Here is a 24,136-nt window from a genome sequence, read left to right on the forward strand (position 1 = left end):
CCTCCCGCAGGTGGGACGCGGTTGAATCAGACGACGGTTGACGAAATGGTTCGTCGAAATCCAGCTCCGACGGGAGCCGGCGGATCGCCGTACCGCTACGGACCCATGTTTCACGGCGTTCATCGGATCCACTTCTCCCAACTTGCTCGGCTGACCCGCCAAAGGCTCCCCAGCCGGTTGCCGAGGCGTTCAAGAAATCGTCAAGGAGGACTACGCAGACTCCTCTGCGGTGCCCGATCCACTGCCACAGGGAGCTGATGTGAAATCGACGTCTGGCGTTGCCCGGAGCACGATGGAGCAGTCCCGGGAGGCGGCTGCGGCGCGGGCGATCGACTACATGCGCCGGCATCTGTCGGAGCCGCTGCAGCTGGCCGACCTGGCCCGGGTGGTTCCCTTCAGTCCGTTCCACTTCCACCGGCTGTTCCGTGACGTGACCACGATGACCCCGGCCCGCTTCCTCGCCGCGCTGCGGATGGCGGAGGCCCGCCGGATGCTGCTGCACTCCGGCCTGACGGTGACCGCGATCAGCGGCCACGTCGGCTACACGAGCGCGGGGACGTTCACCACCCAGTTCTCCCGGCTGGTCGGCACGTCGCCGGGGCACTTCCGGCAGATGTCCCGGCTGCTGGCCGGCCGGCCCTGCCACGTCCTGGCGGGCTGGCTGCGCAACGCCGTCACGGAGGTCACCCGGCCCCGGATGGTGCTGCACGTGCCCGACAGCGAGCCGGGCGACCTGGTGCTGGTCGGCCTGCGGGCCGACGGGGAGGCCGCGGACGCGTCGACCGCCTGGGCGGTGGCGCCCGACGGCGCGCAGGTCCCGGTGGTGGCGCGCCCGGGCACGTACCAGGCCCGGGTCGTGCTGGTCCGGGGCGACAGCACGCTGACCCGGGCCCTGGTGGACGAGGAGCCCACCAGCCACCTGGTCGGCACCGCCGAGCTGGTGCTGCCCCAGGACGGCTGCGCGGCCACCCCGGTCGCCACCGCGCCGCCGCGGCCGACCGACCCGCCGGCGCTGGCCATCGGCCCGGTGTGCCGGCTCGTCGAGACGTTCACGCGGCTGTCCGGCCCGGTGGGCCGGTCGGGCCCGGCCTGGCCGGCCGGCCGCACCGCGCTGGCCGCGGCGGCCATCGCGTGACCCGGCGGCACGGGCACGCACGCGTTTCGGCGACAGGACCACGAGGTCGTGACCAGGAAGGCGGTGCCGGGCCATCATGCCGTTCCTTCCCGACCCGGGCGGACCGTCCCCGCTGAGGGTGGTCATCGCCGGTGCCGGCTACGTCGGCACCTGTCTCGCCGTCACCCTCGCCGGCCGCGGCGCCGAAGTGGTCGCCGTCGACAGCGACCCGGGCACCGTCGCGGACCTGCGGGCCGGCCGCTGCCGGCTGCCCGAACCCGGCCTGGCCGGCGCCGTCCGGGACCTCGCCGCCACCGGGCGACTGACGGCCAGCACGTCGTACGACCCGGTCGGCGCGGCGGACGTGGTGGTCGTGACTGTCGGCACGCCGACCGACGCCGGCCACGAGATGGTCACCGACCAGCTCGTGGCGGCGTGCGAGCAGATCGCCCAGCGGCTGCGCGCCGGGCAACTGGTGATCCTCAAGTCGACGGTCTCCCCCGGCACCACCCGGACCCTCGTCGCGCCCCTGCTGGAGAGCGGCGGGCTGGTGCACGAGCGCGACTTCGGGCTGGCCTTCTGCCCGGAGCGACTCGCCGAGGGGGTGGCGCTGGCGCAGGTGCGGACGCTGCCGGTGGTGGTGGGCGGGTGCGGCCCGCGCAGCGCCGCCGCGGCCGAACGGTTCTGGCGGTCCGCGCTCGGCGTGGACGTCCGGCAGGTGCCGTCGGCCGAGGCCGCCGAGGTGGTCAAGCTCGCGACCAACTGGTGGATCGACGCGAACGTGGCGATCGCCAACGAGCTCGCCCGGTACTGCGCGGTGCTGGGGGTGGACGTCCTCGACGTCATCGGCGCGGCGAACACCCTGCCCAAGGGCAGCAGCATGGTGAACCTGCTGCTGCCGGGGGTGGGTGTCGGCGGCTCCTGCCTGACGAAGGACCCGTGGATGGCGTGGCGGGACGGGCGGGACCGGGGCGTGCCCCTGCGCACGGTCGAGACCGCGCGCGCGGTCAACGACGACATGCCCCGGCACACCGCCGCCGTCATCGCCGACGAGTTGGTCAAGCTGGGGCGGGACCGGTCCGACACGACGATCGCCGTGCTCGGTGCGGCGTTCAAGAACGACACCGGGGACGTCCGCAACACTCCGGTGCGCGGGGTCGTGGCGGCGCTGCGCGACAGCGGCTTCCGGGTCCGGATCTTCGACCCGCTGGCCGACCCCGCCGAGATCGTCGCCCGGTTCGGCACCGCACCGGCGGCGAGCCTGGACGAGGCGGTGAGCGGGGCGGGCTGCCTGGCCTTCCTCGCCGGGCACCGCCAGTTCCACGAGCTCGACTTCGGCGCCCTGGCCGAGCGGGTGGACGAGCCCTGCCTGGTCTTCGACGGCCGCATGCACCTCTCGCCGGCGCGCATCCGCGAGCTGCACCGGTTCGGCTTCGCCTACCGCGGCATTGGAAGGTGAGGAACAGTGCCCAGATCCCTGGTCACCGGCGGCTTCGGCTTCGTCGGCAGTCACGTCGTCGAACGGCTGGTCCGCCGGGGTGACGAGGTCGTCGTCTTCGACCTCGCCGACCCGCCGCCCGACCTGGAGCACCCGCCGGGCGCGATCCGGCACGTTCGCGGCGACGTCCGGGACGCCGACGGGCTGGCGGCTGCCGCCACCGGGGCGGAGGAGGTCTACCACCTCGCGGCGGTCGTCGGCGTCGACCGGTACCTGAGCCGGCCGCTGGACGTGGTCGAGATCAACGTGGACGGCACCCGCAACGCGCTGCGCGCCGCGCTGCGCGCCGGCGCCCGGGTCGTGGTGTCCAGCACGAGCGAGGTGTACGGGCGCAATCCGCGGGTGCCGTGGCGGGAGGACGACGACCGGGTGCTCGGCAGCACGGCGACGGACCGGTGGTCGTACTCGACGAGCAAGGCGGCGGCCGAGCACCTGGCGTTCGCGTTCCACCGGCAGGAGGGCCTGCCGGTGACGGTCCTGCGGTACTTCAACGTCTACGGCCCGCGCCAGCGCCCGGCCTACGTCCTGAGCCGCACCGTCGCCCGCCTGCTGCGGGGCGTTCCGCCCGTGGTGTACGACGACGGCCGCCAGACGCGGTGCTTCACCTGGATCGACGAGGCGGCCGAGGCGACCCTGCTGGCCGCCGCCCACCCGCGCGCCGTCGGCGAGTGTTTCAACATCGGCAGCAGCGTGGAGACCACCGTCGCCGAGGCGATCCGGCTGGCCGGCACGGTGGCCGGGGTGCCGGTGGCGGCCCAGACCGCGGACACCGGAGCCGGGCTCGGCTCCCGCTACCAGGACATCCCCCGCCGCGTGCCGGACTGCGGCAAGGCCGCCGCGCTGCTGGACTGGCGGGCCCGCGTACCGCTGGTGACCGGCCTGCGCCGGACCGTCGAGTGGGCCCGCCGCAACCCGTGGTGGACCGCCCAGGCCGACGACGGACTGGTCGTCAGGTAGGTCGGGCCGGTGCGTCGACCCGCGCCGATCCGGCCAGGCACGAAAAGGGAACCGGGACACATTCCGACGAATCCGTGAACGGTTCACGAGATCGCCGACGACCGTCCGGTTCCAGCATTTTCCGACAAAATGACAGATAGATCGTTGTGAACGGCAGACTGCCCCGGCCGCGATGCCGCAGCTAGCGTCCTGCCTGCTATATGGAGCCCGGAAAGATCGACTGTCGTCGAGCCGCTCGACCGGGGTGGTCAGCCCTTTGACGGGGTGCCGGATCCGCCGGTGCGCGTCGCCACGAATAGGCCCCGGCCGGTCAACCAGCCCTCGACGTACGTGGACTCGCAGCCGGCCGCCGCGAACGCCGAGTCGTACTCCTCGCGGGTGAACATGGTGAGCAGGCCGACCTGGCTGAACTCCCGGATCCCGGCGGCGTCGCCGACGAGCCAGCGCTCCTCCATCCGCGTCACCCGCCCCTGCCGGGTGGACCGCGACACCCGCGCCACCGTGCGGCCCTCCTCGCGCACCAGGTCGCCGCCGACGTACCCGTCGATGAACCGCTCCGGGAACCACCACGGCTCGAGCACCAGCACGCCGGCCGGCGCCAGGTGGGCCGACATCGCCGCCACGGCGGCCCGCATCTCGGCCACCGTGCCGAGGAAGTTGACCGCGGTGAACAGGCAGGTCACCGCGTCGAACGTGACGCCGAGGTCGAACGCCCGCATGTCCCCGGCGTGCAGGCGCACCCCGGGCAGCCGGTGTCGGGCCAGCGCCAGCATCGCCGGGGCCAGTTCGAGCCCCTCCACGTGGGGAAAGCGGGCGGCGAGGGTCTCGAGGTGCGCACCCGTGCCGCAGCCGACGTCGAGCAGCCGGACGGCGTCGGGGCGGGCGGCCAGGATCCGGTCGGCCACGTCCGTCGCCTCGTCGTGCCAGCTCTTGCCGCGGCCGCGGTAGGCGGCCTCGTACACCTCGGCGTGCTCCGGTCCGAACATCTCTCCCCCTCGCGGCATGGCCGCCCGTCCGTCGGCGCCCCGGCGGTACCGGGGCCCGACCGGCCGAACCGGCGGCTTCTATAACCCCGGTCTGATATTGTCGTACCCGTGCACGCGTTCGACATCCTGGGCGATCCCGTCCGCCGGCGCATCATCGAGCTGCTGGCGGACGGTGAACTGTCGGCCGGCGAGGTCGGTGCGGTCGTGCAGCGCGAGTTCGGCATCTCCCAGCCCGGCGTCTCCCAGCACCTGCGCGTGCTGCGGGAGAACGGCTTCGCCACCGTCCGCCCACAGGGCACCCGACGGCTCTACGCGGTCGACCCCGCCCCCCTGCAGGAACTCGACCGGTGGCTGGAGCGCTACCGGCGCTTCTGGAACCAGCGCCTCGACGCCCTGGGCACCGAGATCGCGCGCGGTCGCGCCCGCCAGGGCGAGGGCCGCACCGGCGGGTCCGAGGGGCGCCGGCCGCGCCCCCGGGCGTCCGCCGACGGCCAGGACTAGGTGGTACGGGCAGTCGCCGACGGCCACGACCAGGCGCCACGGGCAACCACGGACAGCCGCGACCAGGCGTCACGGGCAGTCAGCCCCGCCCGGTGGACGGGCGCCGGCGGGGCCGACACGGGCCGGCCCCGGCGGCGTACCGCCGGTCAGCCCGCGCTGCGGGAGGCGAAGTCCGGCAGCAGTCGGACGACCTCGTCGGGGCCCGGCATGGCGGCGATCTCGGCCGCCACGGCCCGCGCCCCGGTCCGGTAGCTCTCGTCGGTCAGCAGGCGCTTCGCGGCGCCCGCCACCGAGTCGGGGCTGATGTTGTCGGGCAGGAGATGGTCGCCGGCGCCGGCCTGCGCCACCGCCTGCGCGTTGGCGAAGGAGTCCCCCGCCCACGGGAAGGACAGCTGCGGCACGCCGACGCCCAGGGCGCCGAGGGTCGTGCCGCTGCCGCCGTGGTGCACCACCAGGTCGACGTGGGGCAGCAGGGCCGCCTGCGGGACCCATGCCTCCAGCCGCACGTTGGCCGGCACCTCGCCCAGCCCGCTGACGTCGAGGGACGGGCCGCTGGCGACCAGGACGTCGGCGTCGAGGCCGGCGAGCCCGTCGATCGCCGCCCGCAGCACCTCGACGGTGCCGCCGCTGGACGTGCCCAGCGTCAGGTAGACCAGCGGGCGGGCGGTGCCGCGCGAGGACACCCAGGCCGGGAGGTCGCCCTGCTCGGCGAAGGGCACCGGGCGCAGCTCGTGGCGCCGCGGGCGGGCCCGGAACTCCGGCTCCTGCAGCGACGGCGGGAAGATGTCGATGAAGGGGTTGCCGAAGCCGTCGATGCGCCCAGGCGGCAGGTCGAGGCCGAGCCGCTGGGCCAGCCCCCGCACCTCCTCCTCGATGGACCGGGTCAGGTCGTCCGGCGTGTCCCGGCCGACCCCGTGGCAGATGGTCGGGATGCCGGCCTTGAGGGCGGCCAGCCCGGCGCCGTAGTTGCTGATCTCCTGCACCACGAGGTCGGGCCGCAGCCGCTCGATCACCGGCTGGAGCTCGTCGAGGACGCGCTGTGGGATGACCCGCCCGAACACGATCTGCGGCAGCTCGCTGAGCTGCTCGGGGGTCAGCCCCTCGGGGCTGTCGGTGTCGAAGCGGATCCGCAGCGCCGCCAGGAACCCGTCGAAGACCGGCATCCCGGTCGCGACCGGCTCGAAGCCCAGCTTCCGCAGGGTGCCCGCGAAGCCCTCGCCGGTGGCGAAGGTGACCTCGTGGCCCGCCGCACGGGCGGCCGTGGCCAGCGGCAGCAGGGGGTAGGTGTGGCCGTGGGTTCCGAGACTGGCGAACAGCACACGCACGGTGATCACTTGCCTTTCCAGGAGTTGGCAGGGCGACCCGTCTACTTGATTCATATCTAGCACACCGGCAAGTCGATCTACAGTGGCTCATCTTGCGCAAGTCCCACGCGCGGGCAACGACCTGAGGATCACGGCCGGTGCGACCGTATTGTGCCGACCCTACCCCTCCACTACGCTTGAAACTATCAAGTGATCTACGCAATGGAGGCTGCGGATGGACAGCGGCGACGGTCAGGACCTGCGTGCGTTCGTGCACGACTCACCGGAGGAGACGGAGACCACCCAGCGCCTGACGAAGCTCTTGACCAACTCCCCCATCCCGACGGAGGAACTGGTCAACAACCTCCCCCTGTTCCTGCGCCGCCACCAGATGACCGACCTGCTCTCCATGGACGCGCTCTACCGTGAGGTCCTCGACATCCCGGGCGTGATCATGGAGTTCGGCGTCCGGTTCGGCCGTCACCTCGCCACCTTCGCCGCCCTGCGCGGTGTCTACGAGCCCTACAACCCGCTGCGGCGCATCGTCGGCTTCGACACCTTCACCGGCTTCCCCGACGTCAACGACGTCGACCGCGTCGGCCCGACGGCGTACGAGGGCCGCTTCGCCGTACCCGGGGGCTATCCGGCGTACCTGAAAGAGGTGCTGGACGCGCACGAGTGCAGCGACTTCTTCGGGCACGTGACGCAGCGCAGCGTGCTCGTCGAGGGGGACGTCCGGGAGACGGTGCCGCGCTACCTCGCGGAGAACCCGCAGACCGTCATCGCGCTGGCGTACTTCGACCTCGACCTCTACGAGCCGACGAAGGCCGTGCTGGAGGCGATCCGGCCCTACCTCACCAAGGGCAGCATCGTCGCCTTCGACGAGCTCGACAATCCGAAGTGGCCCGGCGAGAACATCGCGATGCGGGAGGTGCTCGGGCTGGACCACGCCCCGCTGCGCCTGCTGCCGGGCCGCCCGGCGCCGGCGTACCTGCGGTGGGGCGACTGACCGGCGGCACCTGCCGCGGGGCCCGGGACGGCGACACCCGGCGGGAACCGCGGCGCTCGCGCGCGATTGACCGGACTACGTATAAACTATAACTTACGTTCGTGCCGACTTATGGAGGAGGATGGGCGGACCCCGTCTGACCCGCCCATCCGCCGCGCAGCGACAGTGAGGACGAGACATGACTCAGGAGAAGACCGCACCGGCCGCGAAGAGCACGACCACCAAGAGCACCGCCGCGAAGAAGCCGAAGCCCCCGAACTACGACCCGTTCGTCCGGCACAGCGTCACTGTCAAGGCCGACCGCAAGACCGCCTTCACGGTGTTCCTCGAAGGCTTCCCCGAGTGGTGGCCGAACAACTTCCGCACCACGAAGGTCGGGGCCCCACTGGGCGTCGACAAGAAGGGCGGTCGCTGGTATGAGATCGACGAGCAGGGCGAGGAGCACACCTTCGGCCTGATCCGGAAGGTCGACTCGCCGGACACGCTGGTCATCGGCTGGCGGCTCAACGGCTTCGGCCGGATCGACCCGGACAACGCGAGCGAGTTCACCGTGACCTTCGTGGCCGACGGCCAGAAAAAGACCCGGGTGGACGTCGAGCACACCCACTTCGACCGGATGGGCACCAAGCACGCCAAGCGGGTCCGCAACGGCATGGACAAGGGCTGGCCGACGATCCTCCAGTCGTTCCAGAACAAGATCGACGAAGAAGGGGCGAAGAAGTGAACGGCCCGGTGGCATCAGGTCAGGCGACGGAGCGGGCCCTCGGCCGGCGCACCATCCCGGCCGGCGAAGCCCGCAGCATCATCATCCGGCAGCGGTACGACGCGCCCGTCGACGAGGTCTGGAGCGCCTGCACCGACCCGAACCGCATCAACCGCTGGTTCATCGAGCCCAAGGGCGACCTCCGCGAGGGCGGCAACTTCGCCCTGCAGGGCAACGCCAGCGGCGACATCCTGCGCTGCGAGCCGCCGCGGCGGCTCACCATCAGCTGGGTGTACGAGGGCAAGCCGGACAGCGAGGTGGAGCTGCGACTCAGCGAGGAGGGCGACGGCACCCTGCTGGAGCTCGAGCACGCGACGACCTCGGAGCAGATGCTCGTGGAGGTCGGCATCGGCTGGGAGATGGCCCTCGACTTCCTCGGCATGTTCGTCCGGGGCGACCTGCCGGGCGGCCCGGTCCCGGAGGACGCGGCCGAGGAGTTCGAGCCGAGCCCCGAGATGATGCGGATCTCGCAGGAGCGCGGCGAGGCCTGGGCCGCGCTGGTCCACTCCGGTTCGTAGCCGGGGCGACGGCTGCTCGACCGACCACGACGCGGCCCCGGACGGACTCACGTCCGTCCGGGGCCGTCGTCCGTTCGCCGGCCGTGACGACGGCTCCCCGGACCGCACCGCCCCCACGCCGGGAGGATGCGCGCCCCGTCGGCCGGTAGGCACGTCAGCAGGACAGCACCGGGGTGCGCCGCGACGGCCCCGGGCGCCTGCCGGGGGAGGCAGGGGGCACCGGGGCCGTCGGTAAGGGGTGTCAGCGCTGCTTGCGGCTGTAGAGCCAGATCGTGGGCGGGGCGAGCAGCACGATGAGCACGGCACAGGTCAGCAGGCCGGCACCCATCTCCCCCGAGGTCACCGTGCCGTGCATCAGCCCGCGGGTGGCGGTCGCGGCATGGGTGACCGGGTTCAGCTTGACCACCGCCTCCAGCCAGCCCGGCATCGTCTGCGACGGCGCCAGGATGTTGCTGCCGAAGAGCAGCACGAACTGCAGGAGGTTGACCACGCCGGCGGCGGCGGTCGGCTGCGGGATCAGCACCGCGAACAGCATCCACAGCCAGGCGACGCTGAACGTGAACAGTTGCAGGTAGAGCAGGGCGAGCACCACCCCGGACAGGCCGCCGTCCGGCCGGAAGCCGAGCAGCAGGCCCAGCGACAGCGGCACGATCGAGGTCAGGGCGTACCGGACGGCGTCGCCGGTCATCGCCCCGACCAGCACCGCGGGCTGCCAGATGGGCGTGCTGCGGACCCGGTCGAACATGCCGGTGGCGATGTCCCGGTTGAGCGTCAGGGCGCTCATCATGCTCGACGACACCAGCGAGAGGACGATCACGCCGGGGAGGAAGAACTGCAGGTACTCCCGGGGCGAGCCGGCGATCGCGCCGCCGAGCAGGTAGGTGAAGACCAGCGTCAGGATGATCGGGAAGACCACCGCCGTGCCCAGGTGGTCCTGCACGTACCGGAGCTTGATCAGGTTTCGCCAGGCGAAGGTGCGGACGGCGAACAGCGGGCCGGGGCGGGGCGGCCGTTCCGTGCCAGCCACCGACCGGCTGAAGATCTCGGCCGGCAGCGGCCGCGCCTCGGTGCTGGGTGTCGTCATGCCCGTACCTCTGCTTCCTCTTCTTCGCTGGCGTCGAGCGTCGAGTGGCCGGTGAGGGCGAGGAACACCGTGTCGAGCGAGGGCTGGCCGAGCGTGAAGTCGTCGACGTGGATGCCGGCCCGCGCCAGCTCGCCCAGGGCCAGCGCCGCCCGGTCGGGGTCGGTCACCCGCACCGACAGCCGCGCCGGATCCGAGTCGAGGTCGGCGGCGGCGCCGACGGCCCGGGCGAGCAGGGTGCCCGCGTCGGCCCGGCGCTCGGGGTCGCGCAGCCGGACGTCGAGCACGCCGGCGGCGCGGCTCGCCTTCAGCTCCGGCGGGGTGCCCTGCGCCACGATGCGGCCGTGGTCGATGAGCGTCAGCTCGTCGGCGAGGTGGTCCGCCTCGTCGAGGTACTGCGTGGTCAGCAGGACGGTGCCCCCGTCCCGGACCAGTGCCCGGATCATCTCCCAGACCTCGCTGCGGCTGCGCGGGTCGAGGCCGGTGGTCGGCTCGTCGAGGAACAGCAGCTCGGGGGTGACCACCATGCTCGCGGCCACGTCGATGCGCCGCCGCTGCCCGCCGGAGAAGGTCTTCACCAGTCGGCTGCCGACCTCGGCGAGGTCGAACGCCTCCATCAGCTGCTCCGCCCGGGCGACCGCGGACGCGTGCCGGAGACCCTGCAGGCGGCCGGCGAGGATCAGATTCTGCATGCCGGTCATGTCCTCGTCGAGGGACATGGTCTGGCCGGTGAGGCCGATGCGGCGCCGGACCTCGGCGGCCTCGCGGACCACGTCGTGCCCGAGCACGGACGCGGTGCCGGAGGTGGGTCGCATCAGCGTGGCGAGCATCTTGATGGCCGTCGTCTTGCCGGCCCCGTTCGGGCCCAGCACCCCGTGGATCGTCCCGGCCCGCACCGCCAGGTCCAGTCCGTCGACCGCGCGCGTCTGGCCGAAGACCTTCACCAGCTCACGGGTCTCGATGGCCAAGGCCGGATTGGTTGTCATGCTCACTCCTGTCGCGTCACAGGCGAACTCGGGCAGCTGGATCACGAGATTCCGTCGGGGTCAAACTACAAGAACCGCTTATATCAGTCAAGGCTGCTATTAGCCGTGGGCCGAATTCAGTCGGGCGGGTCCAGCCAGAGGTTCGCCGCGTCGTACCAGCGGTCCACGTGCGGCAGCGGGATCGCCCCTCGCACCCGGGAGCTGGTCAGGTGCTCGATGGTCGGCTCGCAGGCCAGGATCGGCACGATCGCCACGTCCTGGAGCACCTGCCGGTCGACCCGGTGCCACAGCTCCTCCGCCTCGGCCTCCGTCCGGGCGGACAGCGCGCGGTCGATCAGGTCGTCGACGACCGGGTTGTGGTATCCGCCGTAGTTGGCCGTGCCGACGCCGGTGTTGGACTGGAACATGGGCTGGACGTACGACCGCCCGTTGTTGCCGAACCAGTCCGGCATCCAGGCGGCCGGGGTGATGTCCCACTCCCCCGCCGCCGCGCGGGCCGGGTCCTGGAGGATGCGGTAGTACTCGTCGGTCTGGTCGATCTCCACCAGCCGGACGTCGACGCCGCCCGCGCCCAGGTCCTCGGCGATCGCCTTGGCCACCTGGCCGTGCACCGCGTCGATCCGGTAGATCATGGTGAGCCGCAGCCCGTCGGGGTACCCGGCCTCGGCGAGCAACTCCCGGCAGCGGGCCCGGTCGCCCCGGTCCCCCGGCGTCGGGTACGGGTCGTACTCGCGGTGGCCGAAGTTGCCCGGCGGGATGGCCGTGTGCGCGGGGCGGGTCACCGTGCCGATGTTCATGTCGTCGAAGAACCGGACCAGCCGCGCCTTGTCCACGGCGTACGCGATCGCCAGCCGGACGCCCCGCCTGCGCAGCGCCCCCCGCTCGTGGGGGCTGTGCAGGTTGAACGCCAGGTAGGGGTTCAGCGCCCAGCCGAGGTTCCGGTCGGCCTCGGTACGCCGGCGGGGCCTGCCCACGGCGGCGCCCCAGGAGAGGTCGGCCGCCCCACTCTCGATCTCGGCGCGGACCCGCTCGTCGCTCACCCTCGCCATCCGGACCTCGATCCGGTCCACGTGGCGGCGGCGGATCGGATCGGCGTCGGCCCGCCAGGCGGGGTTGTGGTCCATGGTCAGGTGGCTGCCCCGGGCATAGCTGGTGATGCGGTACGGCCCGTTCGAGCGGACCAGCCGCGCGAAGTCCGGACCGTCCGGAACGAGGTCGTCGAACTCCCGCGGGGCGGCGGAGGCGAACGGCATCGCCAGCAGGTTGAGCATGTCGTTGGCGGGGCGCAGCAGCTCGATCACCAGGGTCCGCTCGTCCTTGGCCCACAGGCCGCGGATCTCGTGGCTGTTCTGGTAGTCGGCCAGCTCGGCGGCGGTGGGCGTACGACCGGCGAAGCGGGCGCGGTAGCCCTCGGCGAACTCCGCCATGCCGGCGATGGTGCTCGTGTAGTAGGCGATGGCGCCGGCCCCGGCGACCGGGTTGGCCATCCGCTTGAAGCCGCGCACGAAGTCCCCGGCGGTCACCGGGCGCGGCGGCGTGGTGTCCCACCGGACCCCGTCGCGCAGGCGGATCGTGCACGTGCGGCCGTCCTCGCTGAGCCCGCCGTTGTCCACCGTGGGCAGTTCGGCGGCCACGTCGGGCACCGGCACGAGCGCGGCGGCGTCCTCGGTGGTCGGGTAGCTGAACAGCTGCCGGGCGAAGAGCCGGATGACCTGGTGGGAGAAGGCGTAGTAGGCGGCGGCGGGGTCCAGGTGGTCGAGGCCACCGGGCCCGTAGTAGCGCAGCGTGCCGCCGTGGCGAGGCTGCTGGTCGTGGTCCGGCACGGGTCTGCTGCCCCTTCCCCGGGTCAGGCCGGCACGCCGACCGCGACGGACATCACCGACGAGGTGCCGACGACCCGGTCCAGGCGCAGCCCGGCCGCGGTGAACAGCGGCTCCAGCTCGGCGGCGGTGCGTTCCTGGCCGGTGCGCGCGGCGAGCATCATGAAGTCCATCTCCTTGCTCTGGTGCGCCTCGTTGCCCTCGGGGACGACCGCGTCGATCACGAGCACCCGGCCGTGCGCGGGCATGACCCGGCGGCAGTTGGTCAGGATCCGGACGCTGTCCTCGTCGCCCCAGTTGTGCAGGATGCGCTTGAGCACGTGCACGTCGGCGTGGGGCACCTCGCTGAGGAAGTCGCCCTCGACCACCTTCCAGCGCCCCGCCACGTCCGGGGCGTCCAGCCGGTGCCGGGCGACCACATCCGCGCGGTCCAGCAGCACGCCCTGCAGGCCGGGGTGCTCGCGCAGGACGGTGAGCAGGAAGCCGCCCCGGCCGCCGCCGACGTCCGCCACGGTGCCGGTGGCGGGGAAGTCGCCGGCGCGGGCGAGGATGAGGTGTTCCGCCGCGCTGACCGTCTCCATGCCCTCGTAGTAGAGCGCCTCGACCTCGGCGTCGCCGTCGAAGTAGGCGTCCAGCGAGCTGCCGAAGATGTCGGCGAAGGCGGGGCGTTCCGGCCCCAGCGCGCTCGCCACCCGGTGGCTCATCGTCCAGAACATCGTGTCGGTGAACATGAGGATGCCGGCCCGCGCGGGCACCGGCGAGTCCGATCGCAGCGCCGCGCCCTTGTCGGTGAGCGCGAACCGGCCGTCGGACTCGCGGACCACGTCGCGGACCGCCAGCAGACGCAGCACCCGCCGGAGCGCGTCCGCGTCGGTGCCCGTCGCGGCGGCCAGCTCGGCGGGCGTACGGGGCCCGTCGACCAGGTGGTCGGCGACGCCGATGGTGGCGGCGGCCCGCAGGGCTGCCGCGTAGGTGTAGCCCATCGCCTCCTCGTAGAGGGCCAGCGCCGACTGCAACCTGTCCATGTCCCCTCCGGCCCGTGATGGCGGACTCTGCCGCTGCACTGTGTCGAATGCTATACCTGAGTCAAGTGCCTGTCAGGTGCAGTGGGGGCCAGGAGCGCAACTTGCGCGATAGTCCTGACCATGTCCACTTGAGAAAGTGATTGCAGTTCCCGGCCCGGAACGCCGCCGAGCTCCGGGCCCGCCGTCGGCTACGAAGGGATCACCGTGAGCCGTACCGTGGAGTCCCCTGGCCCGGCCACCGTGTCGGCGTCACCGGCGCAGAGTCCGCTGCGCACCGCGTCCTGGGCCCGCATCCGCGAGCTGTTCGCCCTGGACCCGACGACCGTGCACCTCAACACGGGGACGGTCGGCGCGATGCCGTACGAGGTGCTGGACACCGTGGACCGGGTGACCCGGCAGTGGACCGGCGGCCTGCTCGACGTCTACCGCCCGGCGATGTTCACCGAGTACCGGGACGCCATCGCCAGGACGTTCGGCGTGGACGGGGACGAGATCGTGATCTGCCACAACGCCACCGAGGGGGTCGCCCGGGTCATCCACGGCCTCGACCTGCGCGAGGGCGACGAGGTGGTGACGACCACGCACGAGTGCTACTCCGTGCTGTCCAACTTCAACCTGCTGCGCAACCGGTTCGGGGTGGTGCTCAGGACCGTCACCCCGCCGTCCGGCCACGAGGTGCGCGCGGAGGAGATCGTCGAGCTGGTCGAGGCCGCGATCACGCCCCGGACGAAGGTGCTCTCGTTCGCCGCGATCACCCTGTTCACCGGGACGATGTTCCCGATCCGGCAGCTGTGCGAGCTGGCCCACCGGCACGGGCTGACCACCGTCATCGACGGCGCGCTGATCCCCGGCATGCTCGACATCGACCTGCGCGCGACCGGGGCGGACTTCATCACCTGCTCCGGGTCGAAGTTCCAGTGCGGCCCGCTGGGCACCGGCCTAATCTACGTCCGCAACAAGGTCGTCCCCGAGCACAACCCGCTGCCGCTGCCCACGTTCTGGCCGCTCATCTCGACCTGGTACCCGATGATGGGCAGCCCACCGCCGCGGACCAGCACCGCCGTGGAGAGCTACAACATGGGCGACTTCCTGCAGAGCGCCGGCAGCGCCAACCTGGCGCGGGGCGCCGCCCTGGCCCGGGCCTTCGAGCTGTGGGACGACATTGGCCGCGACCGCATCGAGGCGTACATCATGGACCTCGCCGAGTACGCCCGCGGCCGGCTCATCGACGCCTTCGGCGCCGAGGCGATGTACTCCCCCGGCGCCGACCCGCGGCTGCGCTCGCCGCTGCTCGCGTTCAACCCGTTCCGGCGGCCCGAGGACGCCTGGAACATCAAGAAGTTCATCGGCTTCGTCAAGCGCCTGGAGACCGAGCACCGGATCTGGACCCGCTGGACGGAGTTCGACGTGCCCGGCTCACCGCACCAGCACTACGCGGCGCGCATCACCACCCACCTGTTCAACAACCGGGAAGAGATCGACCACACCGTACGGACGATGGTCCGCCTCGCCGAGGAGATGTCCTAAAGTGACGCAGGCGCGCAGTGCACCGACGACGAACGACACCCGGCGGTGGGGCACCCTGCGGCTGCTCGGGCCGGCCGCCGTCCACCAGGCGGACCCGGCGGCCGCCTGGTCGCCGGCCGAGCGCCAGTTGCTGCGGCTGTGCACCCGGCAGCTGATCAGCTACCGCCCGGAGCCCGACCCGGGCGACTGGCGTGCCCTCGCGCCGGTCGCCGACCTGGCCGCCGACGTCCCGTCGACCTACAACGCCGGCCTCGGCGCCAGCCACCGCAGCTACGTGGTGCACCTGCGCCCCGGGGTGCTCTGGGACACGCCGACCCCCCGCCCGGTAACCGCGCACGACGTCGTACGCGGCTTCAAGCGGCTGGCCAACCCGCTCACCCGGCACCCCGCGCTGGCGTACTTCCGGGGCACCCTGCGGGGCATGGACCGGTACTGCGACGAGTACGCCGCGGCGGTCGCCGGCCGTCCGCTCACCGCCGCGCTGCTCGCCGGCTTCCAGGACGCCCACGACATCCCCGGGGTCTTCGCCGTCGACGACGAGACGGTGGTCTTCGAGCTGGACCGCCCGGCGCTGGACTTCGTCGACATGCTGGCGCTGAGCGGTGCCTCCCCGGCGCCGGCGGAGTACGACGCCCACCTGCCGGGCAGCGTCGACCTGCACGAGCACCTGGTCGCCAACGGCCCGTACCGCGTCGCGTCGTGGCGCCCGGGGGGCACGATCCGGCTGGAGCCGAACCCGGCGTGGCGCGCGGAGACGGATCCGATCCGCCGGCAGCGGTTCGACGCCGTCGAGTTCCGCGTCGCCACGGGCGGGCCACGCGAACTGACCGACCGGCTCGCCGCCGACGACGCCGACCTGCCGTGGGGCGTGCCGAGCGGCCCGGTGCCCGGTCACCGGCTCGACCCCTGCCTGGTGTTCAACCTGCGCGACCCCGCCAACCCGGCCGTCGCCGACGTCGCGGTGCGCCGGGTCGTCGCCGGGGCGGTCGACCGGGCGGCGCTGGTGCGCATCGCCCGGGCCGCCGACCCGTGGTCCGAGGTCCGCGCCGCGCACACCGTCGTGCCCCCCGGCAACGACGGACACCGGCAGCCCGACCCGCTCGCCGACCCGACCCCCGACGCCGACGCGGACCCGCGCGAGCGGCTCGCCGCCGCGGGGCACCCGGACGGGCTCACCCTGACCGCGGTGCATCCCGACACGGCCGAGGACCTGGCGCTGGCCCGCTCGTGGGCGGCCGACCTCGGCGCCGCCGGCATCGACGTACGCCTGGTCGCGCTCGACGACGCCAACCACCGGGCCCTGCTCGCCGGCACGGGCGACGCGCCCGCCCTCCGGTGGGACCTGGCGGTGGCCGTGTTCACCGCGCCGTGGGCCTACGGCAACGCCCGGGTGTTCCTGCAACCGTTGGTCGGCGAGGGGCCCGGCAATCCCGGCGGCTACCGCGACGCCCGGGTCGACGGGCTGGTCGAGCGCGCGCTGGACGCCGCCGACCCGCGCGAGGCGGTCGCGCGGTGGCAGGAGGTGGAACGGCTGCTGCTCGCCGACGCCGCGGTCGTGCCCCTGCTGTTCCGGCGGGCCACGGACGCCGCGCCGCGTGGGCCCCGGGTGCGGCGCGCGACCGCCCTGCCGGCGCTCGCCGGCCTGCCCGACCTCGCCGACGTGCGGCTCGGGGTGGACCGGTGACCGGTGCCGCCGCCGACGCGGTGGTCGCCGACTACCTCGCGCTCGGGCTGCGGATGGGCCGGCTCGTCGAGGGCTACGTCGACTGCTGGTTCGGTGACCCGGCTCTCGCCGAGCGGGTCGCCGCGGAGCCGGCGCCGGTCCCGGCGGAGCTGGCCGGGCAGGCCCGCGACCTGCTGCGCCGCCTGGGCGACGCGGACCTCGACGCGGAGCGGCGGCGGTTCCTCGCCGCGCAACTGACCGCGGTGGATTGCGCGGCCCGGCGGGCGGCGGGCGAGCAGATCGGCTTCCTGGCCGAGGTGGAGACCTACTTCGACGTCGAGGTGGGGCTGGGCGACCCGGACCGGTACGCCGCCGCCCACGACGCCATCGACGCGCTGCTGCCGGGCACCGGCCCGCTGATGGACAAGGTCGAGGCGTTCTACGCCCGCAACGTGGTGCCGCCGGAGCGGCTGGGCCACGCCGTGCGGGCCGTCGCCGACGCGCTGCGCGCCCGCGCCCGGCCGCTGCTCGGCCTGCCCGACGCCGAGCGGGTCGACATCGAGGTGGTACGCGACCGGCCGTGGAACGCGTTCAACCGGTACCACGGCGGCTTCCGCTCCACGGTGACGCTGAACGAGACGGCGGGACGGACCATCGCCGTGCTGCCGCTGATGGCCACCCACGAGGCGTACCCGGGCCACCACACCGAGCACTGCCTCAAGGAGGCCGGCCTGGTGCTCGCCCGGGGCTGGGACGAGCACCGGATCGCCCTGGTCAACACCCCGCAGTGCCTGGTGGCGGAGGGCACGGCCGAACACGCGGCGGCGGCGCTGCTCGGGCCCGGCTGGGGACGGTGGACCACCGAGGTGCTGGCCGACGAGGGGGTGCCCGTCGAGGGCGAACTCGTCGAGCGGATGGTGGGGCTCGTCAACGAGCTGATGCCGGCCCGGCAGGACGCGGCGATCCTGCTGCACGACCGGGGGGCGTCGATCGACGACGCGGTGGAGCACCTGCACCGGTGGCTGCTGCTGCCGCGCGACCGGGCCGAGCAGATCGCCACCTTCCTGACCGACCCGCTGTGGCGGGCCTACTCGGTGACGTACATCGAGGGGGCCCGGCTGGTCGGCGGGTGGCTCGCGGCCCGGCCGGCCGGCGAGCCGCTCGTCGCGCGGTACCGCACCCTGCTGACCGAGCAGCTACGTCCCGCGCAGCTCCGCGACGGCACCGTCCCCGCGGGCCCGCGTCCGGTGCCCGCCGCCGGCTGAGCGCCCGCGCCACCGACCGCCGCCCCGCCCACCGGGCGGTGCCGTGCGCGGCCGGTCGATGCGCGGGCGGGGTTTCAGCGGGCGCGGGCCAGGTGTGCCTCCACCGCGTCGGCGGCCCGGACCGCGCCGCCGGCCCGGCGGACGTGGCCCCGCATGGCCTCGACCCGGGCGATCAGCGCGGGGTCGGCCGCGACGGCCCCGACGGCGGCGAGCAGCGTGTCGCCGTCGGCCTTCTCCCCGGGCAGCACCGCGCCGAGGCCGAGCTGGTCGACGCGCCGGGCCATCGGCCGCACGTCGAAGGACTGCGGCACGACCACCAGCGGGCGCCCCCAGTACAGCGCCTCCATGAGGGTGCCCATGCCGCCGTGCGTCACGCAGACCGTCGCCTGTTCGAGCACCTTGACGTGCGGGACCCAGCGGTGCGCCTCGACGTTGGGCGGCAGGTCGCCGAGAGCCGCGGGGTCGACCTGGCCGCCCAGCGTCATCACCACGTGCCACGGCTGGCCGTCGAACGCCCGCGCGCAGTCGCGGAAGAAGTCGGGCCGGTCGTTGAAGGTGGTGCCGAGCGACACCAGCACCACCGGCAGGTCGTCGGCCGGGCGGCTCCACTCGCCGAGGAACCGCCGGTCGTCGAAGCACGGCCCGACGAAGACAAAGCGGTCGTCGAAGGTGTCGCCGGCGATCTGGAACGCCTTCGGGACGAAGACCAGGTTGAGCTCCTCCACGTGGTTCCAGCACTCCACGACCGACCGGGAGAGGCCGTGCTCGGCCAGCAGGTCCCGCAGGGTGTCGCGGAACACCGGCAGGTCGAGCGGGTCGATCGTGCCGGCCAGGGTGACCATGTCCTGGGAGAACGAGTAGTGCTCGTTCGACGCGAACGCCGCGCTGAGCCGGACGGCGGGCCGCCGCCAGCGGGCGGCCAGCAACTGCCCGGCGATGAACGGGAAGTCGTCGTAGAGGACCAGGTCCGGCACGTCGCCGTCGAGCGCCGCGGCGGTGGCCCGGAGCACCGAGACGTTCTCGCGCAGGTACATCAGGTGGGGGCGGACGCCGAGGTCGTCCGAGCCGAACACCTCGGCGGCGTCCGCGTCGATGATCTCGGACTGGTAGGGCACGACCGTCGCGCCGGCGGCGCGGACCGGCCCGGCGAACCCGCCGGCGGTGACGTAGCTGACCCGGTGCCCGCGCCGGACCAGCTCGGTGACCACGGTGAGGGTGGGCAGGATCAGGCCGTGGCTGGCGACGTTGACGATCAGGAGGTGGGCCATCGTCGACTCCGTCCGTGGTCGGGGTCCCGGGCGCGCCGGCGCGGGTCGGGTCAGGACATCCAGGCGTCCGGGGCGGCGCCGCCCCGGCCGAGCGGCGGGAACAGCTCGTCGAGCCGGGCGAGCTCGGCCGCGGACAGCGGCCGGTGCAGGGCCCGCAGGGCGCCGTCCAGGTGTTCGGGGGTACGCGGCCCGACGACCGCGGCGGTCACCGCCGGCCGGTGCAGCACCCAGGCCATGCCGACCTCCGCCGGGTCCCGGCCGGCCTCGGCGCAGAACTTCTCGTACGCGGTGAGGGTCGCGCGGTGGTGCTCGACCGCCTCGGCGGCCCGTCCCTGCGCGGACTTGACCGCGGTGCCGTCGGCCAGCTTCCGCAGCACGCCGCCGAGCAGCCCGCCGTGCAGCGGTGACCAGACGAGCACCCCGATGCCCTCGGCGGCGGCGGCCGGGAGCACCTCCAGCTCGACGTACCGGCTGACCAGGTTGTAGACGCACTGCTCGCTGGCCAGGCCGAGCAGCCGGTGCCGGCGCGCGGCCTCCTGGGCACTCACCAGGTCCCAGCCGGCGAAGTTCGAGGAGCCGACGTAGCGGACCTTGCCCTGCCGGACGAGCTGCTCCATGGCCTGCCAGATCTCGTCCCAGCCGACCTCCCGGTCGACGTGGTGCATCTGGTAGAGGTCGATGGTGTCGGTCTGGAGCCGGCGCAGCGACGCCTCGCAGGCCGCGACGACGTGTCGGGCCGACAGGCCCCGGGCGTTAGGGCCGTCCCCCATCGGGTTGCCGACCTTGGTCGCGAGGACCACCTCGTCCCGGCGGGCCGGGTCCTTGGCGAGCCAGCGCCCGATCATCTCCTCGGTCCAGCCCCGGTGCACCCGCCAGCCGTAGATGTCGGCGGTGTCGACCAGGTTGATTCCCTGCGCGACGGCGTGGTCGAGCAGCCGGTGGGCGTCGGCCTCGTCGACCCGGCCGCCGAAGTTGACGGTCCCGATCGCGACCCGGCTCACCCGCAGGCCGGTCCGCCCGAGCCGGACATGCAGCGACGACACCCCGGACCTCCCGTGCACCCGGTGCCGGACGCGGCGTCCGGCGACCCGTTGAAGATATACATTTCTCAACCCCTTCACCTCGCCGGTTGCAAGTTCCGCAATCAGGAAGAACGCCTGTCGGGCGATATCGACAGGGCTCCCTTGACGGCCCTCCGAAGGGACTTGAGAATCATGTGGCAACTAGCGAGAGGGGCGTCATGATCCCGCTGTCCAAGGTCGCCATGTCTCCGGACGTCGGCACCCGCGTCTCCGCCGTCCTGAGCAGTGGTCGGCTGGAGCACGGGCCGACCGTCGCCGAGTACGAGGCGGCCGTGGGCAGCCGCATCGGCAACCCCCGGGTGGTCTCGGTCAACTGCGGGACGGCGGGGCTCCACCTGGCCCTGAGCCTCGCCGCGCGGCCGGGGGCCGGCGAGCCGGAGCACGACGGCCCGGGCGAGGTGCTCACCACGCCGCTGACCTTCGAGGGCACGAACTGGCCCATCCTCGCCAACGGGCTGCGCATCCGGTGGGTGGACGTCGACCCGGCCACCCTCAACATGGACCTCGACGACCTGGCCGCGAAGATCTCGCCCGCCACCCGGGCCATCGTGGTGGTCCACTGGGTCGGCTACCCGGTGGACCTCAACCGGCTGCGCGCCGTCGTGGACCGGGCCACCGCGGGGTACGACCGCCGCCCGCTGGTCGTCGAGGACTGCGCGCAGGCGTGGGGCGCCACCTACCGGGGCGCGCCACTGGGCACGCACGGCAACGTCTGCGTGTACAGCACCGGGGCGATCAAGATCCTGACGACCGGCAGTGGCGGCTTCGTCGTGCTGCCCGACGACGACCTGTACGACCGGCTCCGGCTGCGCCGCTGGCTCGGCATCGAGCGGGCGTCGGACCGGATCACCGGCGACTACGACGTCGCCGAGTGGGGCTACCGGTTCATCCTCAACGAGATCGGCGGGGCGATCGGCCTGTCCAACCTGGAACGGGTCGACGAGCTGCTGCGCCGGCACCGGGAGAACGCCGCGTTCTACGACAAGGAACTGGCCGGCGTCGACGGCGTCGAGCAGACCGAGCGCGCCGACGACCGGGAGCCCGCCTTCTGGATGTACCCGCTGAAGGTCCGCGACCGTCCCGCCTTCATGCGCCGGCTGCGCGACGCCGGCATCGCCACCAGCGTCGTGTCGCGCCGCAACGACGCCCACAGCTGCGTCGCGTCGGCCCGCACCACCCTGCCCGGGCTGGACCGGGTGGCGGACCGCGTGGTCCACATCCCGGTGGGCTGGTGGCTCTCCGAGGACGACCGGTCCCACGTCGTCGAAACGATCAAGTCCGGCTGGTGACCCCCGCCGCAACCCCGAACAGAAGGGCTCCGACATGCGCGTGCTGTTCGTCTCCTCCCCCGGGATCGGCCACCTCTTCCCGCTGATCCAGCTCGCCTGGGGCTTCCGCACGGCCGGCCACGACGTGCTGATCGCGGTCGCCGAGCACGCCGACCGGGCCGCCGCCGCCGGCCTGGAGGTGGTCGACGTGGCGCCCGACTTCAGCGCGGTCAAGGTCTTCGAGCAGGTGGCGAAGGACAACCCGCGCTTCGCCGAGACCGTCGCCACGCGTCCCGCGGTCGACCTGGAGGAGTGGGGGGTGCAGATCGCGGCGGTGAACCGCCCGCTGGTCGACGGGACGATCGCCCTGACCGACGACTTCCGGCCCGACCTGGTGGTCTACGAGCAGGGCGCCACCGTCGGGCTGCTGGCCGCCGACCGCGCCGGGGTGCCGGCCGTGCAGCGCAACCAGAGCGCCTGGCGGACCCGGGGTATGCACCGCTCGATCGCCTCCTTCCTGACCGACCTCATGGACAAGCACCAGGTCAGCCTGCCGGAGCCGGTGGCGACGATCGAGTCGTTCCCGCCGAGCCTGCTGCTGGAGGCGGAGCCCGAGGGCTGGTTCATGCGCTGGGTGCCGTACGGCGGCGGCGCCGTCCTCGGCGACCGGCTGCCGCCGGTGCCCGCCCGGCCCGAGGTGGCGATCACCATGGGCACCATCGAGCTCCAGGCGTTCGGCATCGGCGCCGTGGAGCCCATCATCGCCGCCGCTGGCGAGGTGGACGCCGACTTCGTGCTCGCCCTCGGCGACCTCGACATCAGCCCGCTGGGCACGCTGCCGCGCAACGTCCGGTCGGTCGGCTGGACGCCGCTGCACACCCTGCTGCGCACGTGCACCGCGGTGGTGCACCACGGCGGCGGCGGCACGGTGATGACCGCCATCGACGCCGGCATCCCGCAGTTGCTCGCCCCGGACCCGCGCGACCAGTTCCAGCACACCGCCCGGGAGGCCGTCAGCCGGCGCGGCATCGGCCTGGTCAGCACGTCGGACAAGGTCGACGCGGACCTGCTGCGCCGGCTGATCGGGGACGAGTCGCTGCGCACCGCGGCCCGGGAGGTACGCGAGGAGATGGTCGCGCTGCCCACGCCCGCGGAGACGGTGCGGCGCATCGTCGAGCGCATCTCGGGTTGAGCCGGTCGCGCCGCCCGCCGCCGCCACCGTCGGCGGCGGGCGGCGCGAGGGAGCCACTGGAAGGGGCACCTCGTGCTGGTCGATGCCGTGACCGCGTTCGATCCCACCGACGCCGACGTCCGGCGTGACCCGTACCCGTCCTACCACTGGCTGCTGCGGCACGACCCGGTGCACCTCGGCGCCCACCGGGTCTGGTACGTCTCCCGCTTCGCCGACGTGCGCGGCGTGCTCGGCGACGAACGCTTCGCCCGGACCGGCATCCGCCGGTTCTGGACCGACCTCGTCGGGCCCGGGCTGCTCGCCGAGATCGTCGGCGACATCATCCTGTTCCAGGACGAGCCCGACCACGGCCGGCTGCGCGGGGTGGTCGGCCCGGCCTTCTCGCCGTCCGCGCTGCGCCGGCTGGAACCGGTCATCGCCGACACCGTCGACGAGCTGCTGCGGCCCGCCCTGGCCCGGGGCGCGATGGACGTGGTCGACGAGTTGGCGTACCCGCTGGCGCTGCGCGCGGTCCTCGGCCTGCTCGGCCTGCCCGCCGCCGACTGGGAGCCGGTCGGGCGGTGGTCGCGCGACGTGGGGCGGACCCTGGACCGGGGCGCCAGCGCCGAGGACATGCATCGCGGCCACGCGGCGATCGCCGAGTTCGCCGACTACGTGGGGCGGGCCCTCGCGAGGCGGCGGCGCGAGGGCGGCGAGGACCTGCTGGCGCTGATGCTCGACGCCCACGACCGCGGCCTGATGAGCCGCAACGAGATCGTCAGCACGGTGGTCACGTTCATCTTCACCGGCCACGAGACGGTGGCCAGCCAGGTGGGCAACGCCGTGCTGAGCCTGCTGGCGCACCCCGACCAGCTCGACCTGCTCCGGCGTCGGCCGGACCTGCTGGCCCAGGCCGTCGAGGAGTGCCTGCGGTACGACCCGTCGGTGCAGTCCAACACCCGGCAGCTCGACGTCGACGTGGAGCTGCACGGCCGGCGGTTGCGCCGCGACGACGTGGTGGTCGTCCTGGCCGGCGCGGCGAACCGGGACCCGCGGCGGTACGACCGGCCCGACGAGTTCGACATCCGGCGGGACCCGGTCCCGTCGCTGTCCTTCGGCGCGGGGATGCGCTACTGCCTCGGGTCCTACCTCGCCCGTACGCAGCTACGCGCCGCGGTGGCGGCGCTGGCCCGCCTGCCGGGCCTGCGGCTGGGCTGCGCCGCGGACGGGCTGACCTATCAGCCGCGCACCATGTTCCGGGGTTTGGCCAGCCTGCCGATCGCGTTCACGCCAGGCGGTTGAGCGCCGCGTCGTCCCTGTCCGAGCAGGA

At 73.2% G+C, this 24,136-nt stretch carries 21 protein-coding genes; 13 read left to right on the forward strand and 8 right to left on the reverse strand.

Annotated elements, in window-relative coordinates; translation table 11 throughout:
* Positions 1-292 precede the first annotated feature (292 nt).
* The 3 genes from ACZ6Q9_RS23120 (at position 293) to ACZ6Q9_RS23130 (ending at position 3,569) form a co-directional block, all read left to right on the forward strand.
* Positions 293-1,135 carry a helix-turn-helix domain-containing protein gene (locus tag ACZ6Q9_RS23120; protein ID WP_393457049.1) on the forward strand — a complete coding sequence of 281 codons (843 nt, stop codon included), beginning with the start codon at positions 293-295 and terminating at the stop codon, positions 1,133-1,135.
* Between the two features lie 118 nt (positions 1,136-1,253).
* A complete protein-coding gene (locus ACZ6Q9_RS23125) occupies positions 1,254-2,573 on the forward strand; it encodes a nucleotide sugar dehydrogenase (protein ID WP_393457052.1) in 1,320 nt (439 codons plus the stop codon).
* Between the two features lie 6 nt (positions 2,574-2,579).
* Positions 2,580-3,569, forward strand: coding sequence for an NAD-dependent epimerase/dehydratase family protein (locus ACZ6Q9_RS23130; protein WP_393270348.1), 990 nt, complete (start codon positions 2,580-2,582; stop codon positions 3,567-3,569).
* A gap of 248 nt (positions 3,570-3,817) precedes the next feature.
* Here ACZ6Q9_RS23130 and ACZ6Q9_RS23135 read toward each other — a convergent pair whose 3' ends face one another.
* Positions 3,818-4,555, reverse strand: a complete 738-nt coding sequence (locus tag ACZ6Q9_RS23135) for a class I SAM-dependent methyltransferase (RefSeq protein WP_396829533.1) — start codon at positions 4,553-4,555, stop codon at positions 3,818-3,820.
* A 108-nt stretch (positions 4,556-4,663) separates the two neighbouring features.
* On the opposite strand from ACZ6Q9_RS23135, the gene ACZ6Q9_RS23140 reads away from it, so the two are divergent.
* The gene (locus ACZ6Q9_RS23140; protein WP_350712414.1) at positions 4,664-5,056 is read left to right on the forward strand and encodes an ArsR/SmtB family transcription factor; all 393 of its coding nucleotides are present in this window, start codon (positions 4,664-4,666) and stop codon (positions 5,054-5,056) included.
* 146 nt (positions 5,057-5,202) lie between these two features.
* On the opposite strand, the gene ACZ6Q9_RS23145 is transcribed toward ACZ6Q9_RS23140, so the two are convergent.
* Positions 5,203-6,390 (reverse strand): glycosyltransferase, encoded by a 1,188-nt coding sequence (locus ACZ6Q9_RS23145; protein WP_393456650.1) that lies wholly within the window; start codon positions 6,388-6,390, stop codon positions 5,203-5,205.
* 205 nt (positions 6,391-6,595) lie between these two features.
* Here ACZ6Q9_RS23145 and ACZ6Q9_RS23150 point away from each other — a divergent pair, with 205 nt between their 5' ends.
* The 3 genes from ACZ6Q9_RS23150 to ACZ6Q9_RS23160 all read left to right on the forward strand — a co-directional run bounded on the left by ACZ6Q9_RS23150 (position 6,596) and on the right by ACZ6Q9_RS23160 (position 8,650).
* Positions 6,596-7,369, forward strand: coding sequence for a class I SAM-dependent methyltransferase (locus tag ACZ6Q9_RS23150; RefSeq protein ID WP_393456653.1), 774 nt, complete (start codon positions 6,596-6,598; stop codon positions 7,367-7,369).
* Between the two features lie 178 nt (positions 7,370-7,547).
* Positions 7,548-8,093 (forward strand): SRPBCC family protein, encoded by a 546-nt coding sequence (locus tag ACZ6Q9_RS23155; protein WP_350712417.1) that lies wholly within the window; start codon positions 7,548-7,550, stop codon positions 8,091-8,093.
* Between the two features lie 8 nt (positions 8,094-8,101).
* Positions 8,102-8,650, forward strand: coding sequence for an SRPBCC family protein (locus tag ACZ6Q9_RS23160; RefSeq protein WP_357699560.1), 549 nt, complete (start codon positions 8,102-8,104; stop codon positions 8,648-8,650).
* 241 nt (positions 8,651-8,891) lie between these two features.
* Here ACZ6Q9_RS23160 and ACZ6Q9_RS23165 read toward each other — a convergent pair whose 3' ends face one another.
* The 4 genes from ACZ6Q9_RS23165 to ACZ6Q9_RS23180 all read right to left on the reverse strand — a co-directional run bounded on the left by ACZ6Q9_RS23165 (position 8,892) and on the right by ACZ6Q9_RS23180 (position 13,562).
* Positions 8,892-9,734, reverse strand: coding sequence for an ABC transporter permease (locus tag ACZ6Q9_RS23165; protein WP_393456659.1), 843 nt, complete (start codon positions 9,732-9,734; stop codon positions 8,892-8,894).
* On the reverse strand, positions 9,731-10,717 hold the full coding sequence (locus ACZ6Q9_RS23170) for an ATP-binding cassette domain-containing protein (RefSeq protein ID WP_350710726.1): 987 nt from the start codon (positions 10,715-10,717) through the stop codon (positions 9,731-9,733). The genes ACZ6Q9_RS23165 and ACZ6Q9_RS23170 overlap by 4 nt, the downstream gene beginning before the upstream one ends.
* Positions 10,718-10,833: 116 nt before the next feature.
* A complete protein-coding gene (locus ACZ6Q9_RS23175) occupies positions 10,834-12,540 on the reverse strand; it encodes an ABC transporter substrate-binding protein (RefSeq protein WP_393456663.1) in 1,707 nt (568 codons plus the stop codon).
* A 23-nt stretch (positions 12,541-12,563) separates the two neighbouring features.
* Positions 12,564-13,562, reverse strand: coding sequence for a methyltransferase (locus ACZ6Q9_RS23180; RefSeq protein ID WP_393456666.1), 999 nt, complete (start codon positions 13,560-13,562; stop codon positions 12,564-12,566).
* 198 nt (positions 13,563-13,760) lie between these two features.
* Between ACZ6Q9_RS23180 and ACZ6Q9_RS23185 the strand changes: the two genes are divergently transcribed.
* Genes ACZ6Q9_RS23185 through ACZ6Q9_RS23195 form a run of 3 tightly spaced genes read left to right on the forward strand, consistent with a single transcriptional unit; the run spans position 13,761 to position 18,017 of the window.
* Entirely contained in the window at positions 13,761-15,089 is a 1,329-nt protein-coding gene (locus tag ACZ6Q9_RS23185) for an aminotransferase class V-fold PLP-dependent enzyme (protein WP_466021427.1), read from the forward strand.
* Position 15,090: 1 nt separating this feature from the next.
* Positions 15,091-16,773, forward strand: coding sequence for an ABC transporter substrate-binding protein (locus tag ACZ6Q9_RS23190; protein ID WP_393456669.1), 1,683 nt, complete (start codon positions 15,091-15,093; stop codon positions 16,771-16,773).
* Between the two features lie 53 nt (positions 16,774-16,826).
* A complete protein-coding gene (locus tag ACZ6Q9_RS23195; protein ID WP_393457055.1) occupies positions 16,827-18,017 on the forward strand; it encodes a DUF885 domain-containing protein in 1,191 nt (396 codons plus the stop codon).
* Between the two features lie 74 nt (positions 18,018-18,091).
* Here ACZ6Q9_RS23195 and ACZ6Q9_RS23200 read toward each other — a convergent pair whose 3' ends face one another.
* Together ACZ6Q9_RS23200 and ACZ6Q9_RS23205 are read right to left on the reverse strand one after the other, a co-directional pair.
* On the reverse strand, positions 18,092-19,285 hold the full coding sequence (locus ACZ6Q9_RS23200; RefSeq protein ID WP_396829534.1) for a macrolide family glycosyltransferase: 1,194 nt from the start codon (positions 19,283-19,285) through the stop codon (positions 18,092-18,094).
* A 50-nt stretch (positions 19,286-19,335) separates the two neighbouring features.
* A complete protein-coding gene (locus ACZ6Q9_RS23205) occupies positions 19,336-20,328 on the reverse strand; it encodes an aldo/keto reductase (RefSeq protein ID WP_393456675.1) in 993 nt (330 codons plus the stop codon).
* Positions 20,329-20,525: 197 nt separating this feature from the next.
* On the opposite strand from ACZ6Q9_RS23205, the gene ACZ6Q9_RS23210 reads away from it, so the two are divergent.
* The 3 genes from ACZ6Q9_RS23210 (at position 20,526) to ACZ6Q9_RS23220 (ending at position 24,108) form a co-directional block, all read left to right on the forward strand.
* A complete protein-coding gene (locus tag ACZ6Q9_RS23210) occupies positions 20,526-21,656 on the forward strand; it encodes a DegT/DnrJ/EryC1/StrS family aminotransferase (RefSeq protein ID WP_396829535.1) in 1,131 nt (376 codons plus the stop codon).
* Positions 21,657-21,690: 34 nt separating this feature from the next.
* Positions 21,691-22,827, forward strand: coding sequence for a nucleotide disphospho-sugar-binding domain-containing protein (locus ACZ6Q9_RS23215; protein ID WP_393456680.1), 1,137 nt, complete (start codon positions 21,691-21,693; stop codon positions 22,825-22,827).
* A 72-nt stretch (positions 22,828-22,899) separates the two neighbouring features.
* Entirely contained in the window at positions 22,900-24,108 is a 1,209-nt protein-coding gene (locus ACZ6Q9_RS23220) for a cytochrome P450 (RefSeq protein WP_396829536.1), read from the forward strand.
* Positions 24,109-24,136 lie beyond the last annotated feature (28 nt).

The organism is Micromonospora sp. NPDC049139, assembly GCF_055586845.1.

Bases quoted from the DNA above. Each gene is read 5' to 3' on its own strand.
- ACZ6Q9_RS23170 (WP_350710726.1), bottom strand. From the start codon at position 10,717: ATGACAACCAATCCGGCCTTGGCCATCGAGACCCGTGAGCTGGTGAAG.
- ACZ6Q9_RS23200 (WP_396829534.1), bottom strand. From the start codon at position 19,285: ATGGCCCACCTCCTGATCGTCAACGTCGCCAGCCACGGCCTGATCCTG.
- ACZ6Q9_RS23165 (WP_393456659.1), bottom strand. From the start codon at position 9,734: ATGACGACACCCAGCACCGAGGCGCGGCCGCTGCCGGCCGAGATCTTC.
- ACZ6Q9_RS23120 (WP_393457049.1), top strand. From the start codon at position 293: ATGGAGCAGTCCCGGGAGGCGGCTGCGGCGCGGGCGATCGACTACATG.
- ACZ6Q9_RS23155 (WP_350712417.1), top strand. From the start codon at position 7,548: ATGACTCAGGAGAAGACCGCACCGGCCGCGAAGAGCACGACCACCAAG.
- ACZ6Q9_RS23210 (WP_396829535.1), top strand. From the start codon at position 20,526: ATGATCCCGCTGTCCAAGGTCGCCATGTCTCCGGACGTCGGCACCCGC.
- ACZ6Q9_RS23180 (WP_393456666.1), bottom strand. From the start codon at position 13,562: ATGGACAGGTTGCAGTCGGCGCTGGCCCTCTACGAGGAGGCGATGGGC.
- ACZ6Q9_RS23215 (WP_393456680.1), top strand. From the start codon at position 21,691: ATGCGCGTGCTGTTCGTCTCCTCCCCCGGGATCGGCCACCTCTTCCCG.
- ACZ6Q9_RS23195 (WP_393457055.1), top strand. From the start codon at position 16,827: ATGGGCCGGCTCGTCGAGGGCTACGTCGACTGCTGGTTCGGTGACCCG.
- ACZ6Q9_RS23135 (WP_396829533.1), bottom strand. From the start codon at position 4,555: ATGTTCGGACCGGAGCACGCCGAGGTGTACGAGGCCGCCTACCGCGGC.
- ACZ6Q9_RS23150 (WP_393456653.1), top strand. From the start codon at position 6,596: ATGGACAGCGGCGACGGTCAGGACCTGCGTGCGTTCGTGCACGACTCA.